Raw genomic sequence first — 10,782 nt, forward strand, 5'->3', positions numbered from 1 at the left:
GAACGTAATGAAAGCTACTACCCGGTGGCGACAGCGGCGCTGTCTGATATCACCACTGGCCAACCGGCATGAGGTTATAAAGATGGAAAACGTAGTTATTGTTGATGCCGTACGTACGCCAATGGGCCGCTCAAAGGGCGGCGCTTTCCGCCAGGTACGCGCGGAAGATCTTTCCGCTCATCTGATGCGTGCCGTGCTGAGCCGTAACCCGGCGCTGAATGCCGCTGAAATTGATGATATTTACTGGGGCTGCGTGCAGCAGACGCTGGAGCAAGGCTTCAATATCGCCCGTAACGCCGCTCTGCTGGCCGAGATCCCACATCGCGTGCCAGCGGTAACGGTGAACCGCCTGTGTGGTTCATCAATGCAGGCCTTGCACGACGCCGCCCGCGCAATCATGGTCGGTGACGCGCAGGTCAGCCTGATTGGCGGTGTGGAACATATGGGCCACGTCCCGATGAACCACGGCGTAGACTTCCATCCAGGCCTGAGCCGCACCGTGGCAAGAGCGGCCGGAATGATGGGCCTGACCGCAGAGATGCTGGCCAAAATGCATAATATCAGCCGCGAAATGCAGGATGAATTTGCCGCCCGCTCCCATCAACGCGCCCATGCCGCAACGTTAGCCGGGTATTTCAAAAATGAAATTATCCCAACTACCGGCCATGACGCCGACGGGGTACTGACACGTTACGACTATGATGAAGTGATCCGCCCGGAAACGACCGTTGCCAGCTTGGCGGCACTGCGCCCGGCGTTTGACCCGGTCAACGGCACCGTCACCGCAGGCACTTCTTCCGCACTGTCTGACGGCGCTTCCGCCATGCTGATCATGAGCGAATCCCGTGCCAAGTCGCTCGGCCTGAAGGCTCGTGCCCGCATCCGCTCAATGGCGGTTGTGGGATGCGATCCTTCGATCATGGGCTATGGTCCGGTGCCTGCCAGCAAGCTCGCGCTTAAACGTGCCGGTTTGAGCGTGCAGGATATCGATCTGTTTGAATTGAATGAGGCCTTTGCCGCTCAGTCGCTGCCTTGCATTAAAGATCTGGGGCTGCTGGACAGCATGGACGATAAGATCAACCTTAACGGCGGTGCGATTGCTCTGGGTCACCCATTAGGCTGCTCCGGCTCCCGTATCTCCACCACCCTGCTGAATAATATGGAACGCCGTGACGTGCAGTTTGGTCTGGCCACCATGTGTATCGGCCTGGGTCAGGGGATCGCAACAATATTTGAACGCGTTTAGCTGTGTCTGATTGGATGCCCTTTAGGGCATCCCAAAGGTTTTGTTGCCGTACTTCCCGCCTGTCAGGGGCGGGTTTTTTTATGCCTGAAATTCGGCACCAATAAAAACGGGGCAGCATCTGGCCACCCCGTTTTTACTGCTGCGCGTACAATCAGATGAACGCGAAAGCATCGCCAAACATATGCGCCTCTAGTGCGCCACGCTCGGCACAGAAACGCTCACGGGCAATTTTGGCCATCTCGAAACGACCTGCGATATAGATATCATGCTCCGCCAGCGAGCCAAAATCTTGTAACACGGCGCTCAGCACCGTACCGCTGCGGCCACGCCAGTCGTCGTCCGGCTGTTCAACTACCGGGATGACCTTCAGATTTGGGTATTGCAGCGAAATCGCCTCCAGTTCGCTGAGATCATAAAGATGCTTCAGCTCACGCCCACCCCAGTAGATAGAGATATCGCGATTAGGTTGCTGTTCCAGCGCCGTCAGCAAAATCGAGCGTGCGTAAGAGAACCCGGTACCACCGGCAATCAACACCAGCGGGCGCTCGCCCTCTTCACGCAGCCAGGCTTCACCATGGGGAATATCCACGGTGATAGCCTGCTCTTTTAGCACGCGATCCATCACCGCCATGGCATACAGGTTCAGTTCAGAAGCGCCAATATGCAGCTCGATATAATCTTGCTGCGCCGGCGTCGAGGCCACAGAGAACGGGCGTTTATCACGCTCATCCATCACGACCATCAGGTATTGCCCTGCTTTGAACGAAAACGATGCCTCTGGCACCAAACGTACCCGATAAACGGTATCGGTAATGGCCTCTACGGAGGTCACTTTACAGCTCAGGATTGTCATGCGTTCCTCTGTCGGGTCATCAATGCAAGACCGAGAACAAAGACTGGCGCTTAAAGCGTCGGTTCTCTGTCACTGAATATGGCGAGCTCATCCCAGATGTCATCGATGCGCGCACGCACCTTCTCATCCATTTGAATCGGACGGCCCCACTCTCTCTGGGTTTCTCCCGGCCATTTATTGGTGGCATCCAGGCCCATCTTCGATCCCAGTCCGGAAACCGGCGAGGCGAAGTCCAGATAATCAATCGGCGTATTCTCCACTAAAACGGTATCCCTTGCCGGATCCATTCGGGTAGTGATCGCCCAAATCACGTCATTCCAGTCACGCGCATTCACGTCGTCATCACACACGATGACAAACTTGGTATACATAAATTGGCGTAGGAAAGACCAGACCCCCATCATTACGCGTTTGGCGTGTCCTGCGTACTGTTTTTTGATGGTCACCACCGCCAGGCGATAGGAACACCCTTCCGGCGGCAGGTAGAAATCGACGATTTCCGGGAACTGTTTTTGCAGGATCGGCACAAACACTTCGTTCAGTGCCACTCCCATCACCGCTGGTTCATCCGGCGGGCGGCCGGTATAGGTCGAGTGGTAAATCGCGTTGCGCCGCTGGGTAATATGCGTCACGGTAAAGACGGGGAAGTGATCGATCTCGTTATAGTAACCGGTGTGATCGCCATACGGGCCTTCCGGCGCCAGTTCCCCCTGCTCGATATACCCTTCCAACACAATTTCTGCGCTGGCCGGAACTTCAAGATCGCAGGACAGACATTTGACCACTTCGGTCTTGTTGCCGCGCAACAGCCCAGCAAAGGCATATTCGGACAGGTTGTCTGGCACTGGCGTCACCGCGCCCAAAATGGTGGCAGGATCGGCCCCCAACGCAACGGCAACCGGGAAACGCTCACCAGGATGTTCCTGACACCACTCCTGATAATCCAGCGCGCCGCCACGGTGCGAGAGCCAGCGCATAATCAGCTTGTTCTTGCCCAACACCTGCTGGCGATAGATCCCCAGATTCTGGCGCTCTTTATGTGGGCCACGGGTAACCGTCAGCCCCCAGGTCACCAGCGGGGCGGCATCTTCCGGCCAGCAGTGCATCACCGGAATACGGCCGAGATCGACATCTTCTCCTTGCCACACCTGTTCCTGGCACGGGGCAGAGCCCAGCACCTTGGTCGGCATATTCAGCACTTGTTTGAATTTGGGAACCTTGTCGAACAGATCGCGAAAGCCCTTCGGTGGCTCCGGCTCTTTGAGGAACGCCAACAGCTTGCCTACTTCGCGCAGCGCACTGACATCTTCCTGCCCCATCCCCATCGCCACCCGCTTGGGCGTGCCGAACAGGTTACAGAGCACCGGCATATCGTAACCTTTCGGGTTTTCGAACAGCAATGCCGGGCCGCCCGCTCGCAGCGTACGATCGGCAATTTCTGTCATTTCCAGATAGGGATCAATCGGCTGGCTGATGCGTTTTAGTTCCCCTCTCTTTTCCAGCAACAAGAGGAAATCGCGTAGGTCACGGTATTTCATGCAAGCCATTACACCATTGATTTGTAGAAGATTTAAACGCCGAACCCTGAAAATCTCAAGGTGGCTCGACGTTTAATTAACTGGCTGATTTTAAGGCGTTTCACAGCAATGGGATAGATTAACAAATTCTAGCCAATCTGCCCACATTAGCGCTACTGGTTTGGGCTGTCACCACAATGCTGGATCTGTAGGGGCGCCGCATTCTGCGCCCCTTCGGTTTATCAATGGCAGCTATACGGCACCAACGAGCGCAGTGCCAAAGTATCATGATATTCCTGTATCTCTACCCCGTGGTGGAACACTTTAAAGCCCTGCTCCCTGGCGCTGAAGTAGCGCAGATCGTTACCGCAGACGTGCAGCAGGCTGCCTTCACGCAGTGCGACAACCGACTCGCTTGGGTTCACCGCACAGAACTCTGCCAGGCGCTCATCGCGGGTTTCACCCATGTGGCCGCTGATGTGGGCATCGATGTAATGTGGGTTGATCTGGACCGGGAACAGCCCCAGCGCAGGCAACACGACGCTGTTGCGTACCGGCATATCGTTGGTGGTACGGATGCTCGGCGTCGCCACGTTACAGCCGGCGCTCCAACCTACATAAGGCACTTCGCGCTCACGCACCGCACGCTGGATTGGCACAATCAGACCCTTTTCATGCAGCATCTGGTTCAGCATCCAGGTATTGCCGCCGCTGACCAAAATACACTCGGCCTGTGCGATCGCCTCTGCCGGAGACTCGGCATGGTGGATGCTGGTGACCTTGATACCCAACGTCTGCGACAGTTCCCCCGCACGCTGGTCGTAATCACCGCGGATCATGGCATAAGGAATAAATACGGCCGACGTGATGTTACGGCGTTCAATCATGGCCAACAGCTGGCTCTTGGCATAACCGAGCAGTTCGGCCTCGCCGGAAAGCTTGCCGTTACTTAGCAAAAATAGCTCCATGTCTCTCCCTCAGTGCAATAATGATAAAGGCGTCACATTGAGCATCAGGCTTGCCCACCATACTGTGACTGTCGTAAATTTGAGGCCTATTGTTATACCTGAATCAGGTAAACAAATATGTGACTTTATGCTGGCTACCGTGGATTGCCGCAACTCATGGCAACAAGATGGACGCTTGCGTCACTAGGTATCCGTAGTGGCTTTTGGTATGCTTAACGGCTGACAGAAAGGCATGTGAAACTATGGAATCTTGGTATTTACTTTATTGTAAGCGCGGCCAGCTGTTGCGGGCCCAGGAACACCTGGTAAGGCAAGCCGTCAACTGCCTGAGCCCAATGATTACGTTGGAGAAAATCGTGCGTGGCAAGCGTACTGCCGTTAACGAACCGCTGTTTCCCAACTACCTGTTTGTTGAATTCGATCCGGAACGTATTCACACCACCACGATCAGCGCAACCCGTGGTGTCAGCCACTTTGTGCGATTTGGAGCCTTACCGACCCAGATACCTCTACAGGTTATCGAAGAACTCCAGACACATAGCGAAGAATACTATGTGGATCCAGAGACTCCGCTGCCAGGCGATACGGTGTTAATCACCGATGGCGTGTTCGAGGGCCTGCATGCGATCTACACCGAACCCGACGGTGAAGCTCGCTCCATGCTGCTGCTGAATCTGATCAACAAGCAGATTAATCAGAGCATCGATAACCGGCAGTTCCAGAAGCTCTAACATAAACAGGCACCCAAGGGTGCCTGTTTTGTCTGCGACTGATTAACGGCGCATCGCATCATCATGCAGCCACTGGGCGACACGCTTGGCGAAGTAGGTCAGCACACCATCGGCCCCGGCACGCTTAAAGCACAGTAGAGACTCCATCACCGCCGGTTGCTCCTGCAGCCAGCCATTCTGGATCGCCGCCATATGCATCGCATATTCACCCGACACCTGATAGGCGAAGGTCGGCACTCCGAAGGTATCTTTGACACGCCGCACGACGTCCAGATACGGCATCCCTGGCTTCACCATCACCATGTCCGCACCTTCCTGCAGATCCTGAGCAATCTCTTGCAGGGCCTCGTCACCGTTGGCCGGATCCATCTGATAGGTTTTCTTGTTGCCGCCTTTCAGGTTACCGGTGGAGCCGAGCGCATCACGGAACGGGCCGTAATAACATGAGGCATATTTGGCGGAATACGCCATGATCTGGGTATTGACCAGGCCTTGCAGCTCCAGTTGATCGCGGATCGCGCCGATACGGCCATCCATCATATCGCTAGGAGCCACGATTTCAGCACCGGCCTCTGCATGGGAAAGCGCCTGGCGAACCAGAATTTCTTTGCTGATATCGTTGATCACATAGCCATGCTCGTCGATCACTCCATCCTGCCCATGGGTCGTATACGGATCGAGCGCCACATCGGTCAGGATCCCCAGCTCCGGCACGGCATCTTTCAGCGCGCGCACGGTACGCTGCACCAAACCATCCGGATTGTAGGCTTCCTCGGCATGCAGCGACTTCAGGCCAGGCTCAATCACCGGGAACAGGGAGATCACCGGCACGCCGAGCTTGGCAATGGCTTCTGCCTCTTTGATCAGCAGGTCGATGCTCATGCGCGATACGCCAGGCATCGAGGAAACGGCTTCCTGGCGGTTGCTGCCTTCCATAACAAAGACCGGGTAGATCAGGTCATTGGCCGTTACCTGATTCTCGGCAACCAGACGGCGGCTGAAGTCATGACGGCGCACACGGCGCATACGGCGACCAGGGAAGGTGCCCGGAAATGCATAGCTCATAATTTTCTCCTAACTCAGACCAGCCGGAATAACCGGCGGGCATTCTCATCAGTTTTCTGGCCCAGCCACGCGGGATCTTCTTCGCGCCAGGTCGCAACCTGCCGAATGATATGGGGCAGAAAACAGGGTTCGTTGCGGCGAGATGCAGGTTTCGGGTGTAAATCCCGGGGCAACAAATAGGGGGCATCGGTTTCCAGCAGCAGACGATCCGCCGGGATGTGGGGCAACAAGGCTCGCAGTTCGAGACCCCGGCGCTCATCACAAACCCAACCGGTGATACCGATCGACAGCCCCAGCGCCAGACAGTCTTGTAACTCTTCGGCGCTGCCGGTGAAGCAATGCACGACTGCGGCGGGCAGTTTATCCAACCAAGGGGTCAGCAGTGCAACAAAACGTGCGTGTGCGTCGCGGCAATGCAGGAATACCGGCATGTTAAGCTCAGCGGCCAATGCCAACTGGGCATTGAAAGCCACTTCCTGCTGTGCCGGGGTAGAAAAGTTGCGGTTAAAATCCAGCCCACATTCACCGATGGCTGCAACGAAGGGCTGCAATGCCAACCGGTGAATCTGCTGCGCTACCTCATCATTCCAACTACTGGCATCATGCGGATGCACGCCCGCCGTAGACCAACAATAGCCGCTATGCGCACGAGCCAGGAGGCTGGCCGCCTCGCTTTGCGGTGCGTTGGTGCCAGTGATCAGTATCCCCGTCACGCCTGCGGTTTGGGCACGCTCGACCACTTGTGCGGTATCTTTGGCAAATTGGGAACTGGTAAGGTTGACGCCAATATCAAACATGGTTTTTCCAAAGCAAAAGCCGCCCATCGGGCGGCTTAGAGACAGACAGTATCAGGAAGCGGGTGGCTCTTCGCCTTCCTCTTCTTCTACTGGCTTGCGTCGCTTCCCTACATAGAAACGGGCAAAGAACACCCCGACCTCAAACAGCAGATACATCGGGATCGCCAACAGGGTTTGCGAAAACACGTCCGGCGGCGTCAACAGCATGCCCACTACGAAAGCACCGACCAGCACATACGGGCGTTTCTTTCTCAGGTCATCTGGCGTGGTGACACCGCTCCAGCACAGTAGAATAATGGCAACCGGCACCTCAAAAGCCACGCCAAACGCCATAAACAGCGCCATGACGAAACTCAGGTAGTTGCTGATATCGGTGGCAATCGTGACGCCAATGGGCGCAGTTTTGGCAAAAAAGCCAAAGGCCAGCGGGAACACGATAAAGTAGGCAAACGCCATCCCCAGATAAAACAGCAGGCTGCTGGAAAACAGCAGTGGCATCATCAGGCGGCGTTCATGCTGGTACAGAGCTGGTGCGATAAAGGCCCAGACCTGATAGAGAATGAAAGGCGCAGCAACGATCACCGACACCATCATCGTCAACTTGATCGGAGCAAAGAAGGGTGAAGCCACGTCGGTGGCGATCATGCTCGCCCCGGCAGGCAACTGATCGATCAGCGGTGCAGAAACGATCTGATAAATATCGTTAGCGAAAAACACCAACACGATAAAGATCGCCAGCACGCTGATGATCGAATTCAACAGCCGCTTACGCAGTTCAATGAGATGACTGATAAGCGGTTGGGTATCTTCAACGGCCATGTTTTAACGTTCGCCACTAGGTTGTTGAGACGCAGGGGATTTATCCGCCACAGGCTCTGGAATGGCCTGCTTAGCAGGGGCTTGCTGATCCACTATCGTTGCCTGAGCCACAGGTGGCACTACCGGCTCGCGTTGCACGGCTGGTACGGGCTCTATGGGCTGCGGTGTGGCAACAGGTGCCGAAGCGGTAGTCGCCGCTTCCGCTGGCGTCACGCCGTCGTGAATGGCTTCGGGATCGGTGACCACTGGATTGTGGATGGTATGCGGCGGCTCGTCCTTATCGACGTGATAAGAACGTTTCAGCGACTCAGCCGCCTCTTTCAGCTCATCCATTGAAGCTTTGAGTTCTGGCGTTAAATTCTGCAAGCCCGCTTTCTCCGCCTTCTTCAGACTTTCCTGCAGCTCTTGCAGCTTCAATTCTTGCGTCAGCTCATTCTGCACCGAAGCCGCCAGAGAGCGCAGCGCTCGGATCCAGCCCGCAACGGTTCTGACCGCCACCGGTAACCGTTCTGGCCCGAGTACCACCAGGCCAATCACCAGTACCAGCAGCAGTTCACCAAACCCAATGTCAAACACGGTTTATACCTGCTCTTTGTTCTTCGACTCTTCCGCTGCTTTCACTTCCGGCTGCTTATCGGTGATAGGCTTGGCCGCAAAGTCCGCGTCGTGGTTGGTTTTTTCAGTCGTGTTGGTTGGCGCTGTGCTGTTGTCGTCGCCAATCGCTTTTTTGAAGCCTTTGATTGAGGCACCGAGATCGGAACCCAGCGTACGGAGTTTGTTGGTACCAAACAGCAGCACCACGATCACCGCGATGATCAACAATTGCCAAATACTAATACCGCCCATTGCAGTTACCTCTAGAGATTAAAAGGGTCTAATTCAAGCTGCCGCATTATATACCCTTCATCTTTGTGTTGGATATGCCCCGTTTTTGCAGAGCGAATACGGCAACTGTTAACCTGGTGTTTTATTCATTCAGGCGGTGCGTTTCCAACCGACGATCCAGGCCACAACGCCTGCGGCCATCATCCAGGCAGGAAACAGCTCTACGCCTCCCAGCAGTAAAATCGTACCACTGACTAACAGTGTAGCGCCAACGCCGAACAAATACCGTGATTGACCTTGCCGAACGCGTTGAGCCTGCATCTGACTGGTCAATTTATCGACGCTTTGTTGTAACAGTTTATGCTGTTGCAGGCTGTCATAAAATAATTCAGGTAACTCAGGCAATTTCTCGGCCCAGAACGGCGCTTTTTCTTTCAGCGCGCGGATCACCGCCGGAATGCCTACCTGATCCCGCAGCCAGCTTTCCAGGAACGGCTTCGCCGTGGTCCACAGGTCTAATTGCGGATAGAGCTGGCGGCCAAGGCCCTCAACGTACAGCAGCGTTTTCTGGAGTAATACCAGCTGCGGCTGCACTTCCATATTGAAGCGGCGTGCAGTATTAAACAGGTTCAACAACACGTTGCCGAACGAAATTTCCGCCAGCGGTTTTTCAAAAATCGGTTCGCAGACGGTACGGATGGCAAACTCAAAATCTTCCACGTTGGTATCACGCGGTACCCAGCCAGAGTCAACGTGCAACTCCGCTACCTTACGGTAGTCACGGTTGAAGAAGGCGATAAAGTTTTCCGCCAGATAGCGCTTGTCGTCTTTGTTCAGGGAACCCACGATGCCGCAGTCGATGCCGATATAACACGGGTCTTCCGGGTGCTCATAGCTGACGAAAATATTACCTGGGTGCATGTCGGCATGGAAGAAGCTGTCACGGAACACCTGGGTAAAGAACACTTGGACGCCACGCTCAGCCAGCAGCTTCATATTGGTGTTCTGCTGTTCCAGAGCCGCAATATCCGACACCGGGATACCGTAAATTCGCTCCATCACCAGCACGCTTTCACGACAGTAATCGGAGTAAACCTCTGGCACGTAGAGCATCGGGCTGCCGTCAAAATTACGACGCAGTTGGATAGCATTGGCCGCTTCACGCAGCAAGTTCAGCTCATCGAGCAGGGTTTTCTCATATTCACGCACCACTTCACGCGGGCGCAAACGGCGGCCATCCGGCATCAGCTTGGGCACCCAGCCTGCCAGGCGATACATCAGACGCACATCGGCTTTGATAATCGGCCCAATGTCCGGGCGGATCACCTTCAGTACCACCTCTTGGCCGGTCGTTTTCAGCCGGGCGGTATGCACCTGGGCAATCGAAGCGGACGCCAGCGCCTGCTGGTCGAAGTCATCGAACCAGGTTTCCAGCGGGCCGCCCATCGCCAGTTCAATATGCTTACGCGCCAGCGCGCCATCGAACGGCGCCACTCGATCCTGCAGCAGCGTCAGTTGGTCGGCAATATGGGGAGGGAACAGATCGCGGCGGGTCGACATCATCTGGCCGAACTTGATCCACACCGGGCCCAGCTCTTGCAGCGCCAGGCGCAGGCGTTCACCCAACGGCTGGTCTTTATGACGGTTCGGCATCCAGAACAGCAGGCGGCGGCCAATGCGCAGCGGCAGCGTCAAGCGTATCTTGGGGATCAGTTCATCCAGTCCATAGCTCAGGAAAACGCGCACGATCAAATACAGGCGGCAAATTTCGCCAGGGGTCATCGTTTACCCTCCAACTGGTCCAGACGGGCAATCAGTGCATCCACACTGCGAACGGTGGCATCAACCTCTTCGTTAAACCACACCACTTCAAGCGGGCCGGGAGCCATACGCCACTCTTCGGTCAGCGTTTCGGCCACGTAGCGTTGCTGGCTCTGCAAACCGGATTTCAGCAGGCCTAA

At 55.5% G+C, this 10,782-nt stretch carries 11 protein-coding genes and 1 pseudogene; 2 read left to right on the plus strand and 10 right to left on the minus strand.

Annotated features, from left to right (window positions below):
- Positions 1-82 precede the first annotated feature (82 nt).
- On the plus strand, positions 83-1,246 hold the full coding sequence (gene fadA, locus ACLQ7H_RS27410) for an acetyl-CoA C-acyltransferase FadA (RefSeq protein ID WP_411755391.1): 1,164 nt from the start codon (positions 83-85) through the stop codon (positions 1,244-1,246).
- Positions 1,247-1,397: 151 nt separating this feature from the next.
- On the opposite strand, the gene fre is transcribed toward fadA, so the two are convergent.
- From fre to pepE, 3 genes are all read right to left on the minus strand, one after another.
- On the minus strand, positions 1,398-2,099 hold the full coding sequence (fre, locus tag ACLQ7H_RS27415) for an NAD(P)H-flavin reductase (protein WP_411755392.1): 702 nt from the start codon (positions 2,097-2,099) through the stop codon (positions 1,398-1,400).
- 50 nt (positions 2,100-2,149) lie between these two features.
- Positions 2,150-3,646: a 4-hydroxy-3-polyprenylbenzoate decarboxylase gene (ubiD, locus tag ACLQ7H_RS27420; RefSeq protein WP_411755393.1), complete on the minus strand. Its 1,497-nt coding sequence runs from the start codon at positions 3,644-3,646 to the stop codon at positions 2,150-2,152.
- A 212-nt stretch (positions 3,647-3,858) separates the two neighbouring features.
- Positions 3,859-4,584, minus strand: coding sequence for a dipeptidase PepE (gene pepE, locus ACLQ7H_RS27425; RefSeq protein WP_411755394.1), 726 nt, complete (start codon positions 4,582-4,584; stop codon positions 3,859-3,861).
- Positions 4,585-4,826: 242 nt separating this feature from the next.
- Between pepE and rfaH the strand changes: the two genes are divergently transcribed.
- Complete coding sequence (gene rfaH, locus ACLQ7H_RS27430; protein WP_411755395.1) at positions 4,827-5,315, plus strand: transcription/translation regulatory transformer protein RfaH; 489 nt, start codon at positions 4,827-4,829, stop codon at positions 5,313-5,315.
- A gap of 42 nt (positions 5,316-5,357) precedes the next feature.
- On the opposite strand, the gene hemB is transcribed toward rfaH, so the two are convergent.
- The 7 genes and pseudogenes from hemB to ACLQ7H_RS27465 all read right to left on the minus strand — a co-directional run.
- Positions 5,358-6,380, minus strand: a complete 1,023-nt coding sequence (gene hemB / locus ACLQ7H_RS27435) for a porphobilinogen synthase (RefSeq protein WP_411755396.1) — start codon at positions 6,378-6,380, stop codon at positions 5,358-5,360.
- A gap of 14 nt (positions 6,381-6,394) precedes the next feature.
- Positions 6,395-7,177: a 3'-5' ssDNA/RNA exonuclease TatD gene (gene tatD, locus ACLQ7H_RS27440; protein ID WP_411755397.1), complete on the minus strand. Its 783-nt coding sequence runs from the start codon at positions 7,175-7,177 to the stop codon at positions 6,395-6,397.
- Between the two features lie 51 nt (positions 7,178-7,228).
- A complete protein-coding gene (gene tatC, locus ACLQ7H_RS27445) occupies positions 7,229-7,996 on the minus strand; it encodes a Sec-independent protein translocase subunit TatC (RefSeq protein WP_411755398.1) in 768 nt (255 codons plus the stop codon).
- A gap of 3 nt (positions 7,997-7,999) precedes the next feature.
- A complete protein-coding gene (gene tatB / locus ACLQ7H_RS27450; RefSeq protein WP_411755399.1) occupies positions 8,000-8,572 on the minus strand; it encodes a Sec-independent protein translocase protein TatB in 573 nt (190 codons plus the stop codon).
- A 3-nt stretch (positions 8,573-8,575) separates the two neighbouring features.
- Positions 8,576-8,842 (minus strand): Sec-independent protein translocase subunit TatA, encoded by a 267-nt coding sequence (tatA, locus tag ACLQ7H_RS27455; RefSeq protein WP_021181467.1) that lies wholly within the window; start codon positions 8,840-8,842, stop codon positions 8,576-8,578.
- A gap of 129 nt (positions 8,843-8,971) precedes the next feature.
- Positions 8,972-10,603, minus strand: a complete 1,632-nt coding sequence (ubiB, locus tag ACLQ7H_RS27460) for a ubiquinone biosynthesis regulatory protein kinase UbiB (protein ID WP_411755400.1) — start codon at positions 10,601-10,603, stop codon at positions 8,972-8,974.
- A pseudogene (locus ACLQ7H_RS27465) lies at positions 10,600-10,782 on the minus strand (hypothetical protein); the annotation flags it as partial. The gene ubiB and the pseudogene ACLQ7H_RS27465, both read right to left, overlap by 4 nt.

This window comes from Serratia sp. (in: enterobacteria) (genome assembly GCF_046715635.1).
GTDB lineage: Bacteria > Pseudomonadota > Gammaproteobacteria > Enterobacterales > Enterobacteriaceae > Chania.

Bases quoted from the DNA above. Each gene is read 5' to 3' on its own strand.
- tatA (WP_021181467.1), bottom strand. From the start codon at position 8,842: ATGGGCGGTATTAGTATTTGGCAATTGTTGATCATCGCGGTGATCGTG.
- fre (WP_411755392.1), bottom strand. From the start codon at position 2,099: ATGACAATCCTGAGCTGTAAAGTGACCTCCGTAGAGGCCATTACCGAT.
- ubiB (WP_411755400.1), bottom strand. From the start codon at position 10,603: ATGACCCCTGGCGAAATTTGCCGCCTGTATTTGATCGTGCGCGTTTTC.
- hemB (WP_411755396.1), bottom strand. From the start codon at position 6,380: ATGAGCTATGCATTTCCGGGCACCTTCCCTGGTCGCCGTATGCGCCGT.
- pepE (WP_411755394.1), bottom strand. From the start codon at position 4,584: ATGGAGCTATTTTTGCTAAGTAACGGCAAGCTTTCCGGCGAGGCCGAA.
- rfaH (WP_411755395.1), top strand. From the start codon at position 4,827: ATGGAATCTTGGTATTTACTTTATTGTAAGCGCGGCCAGCTGTTGCGG.
- fadA (WP_411755391.1), top strand. From the start codon at position 83: ATGGAAAACGTAGTTATTGTTGATGCCGTACGTACGCCAATGGGCCGC.
- tatC (WP_411755398.1), bottom strand. From the start codon at position 7,996: ATGGCCGTTGAAGATACCCAACCGCTTATCAGTCATCTCATTGAACTG.
- tatD (WP_411755397.1), bottom strand. From the start codon at position 7,177: ATGTTTGATATTGGCGTCAACCTTACCAGTTCCCAATTTGCCAAAGAT.
- ubiD (WP_411755393.1), bottom strand. From the start codon at position 3,646: ATGGCTTGCATGAAATACCGTGACCTACGCGATTTCCTCTTGTTGCTG.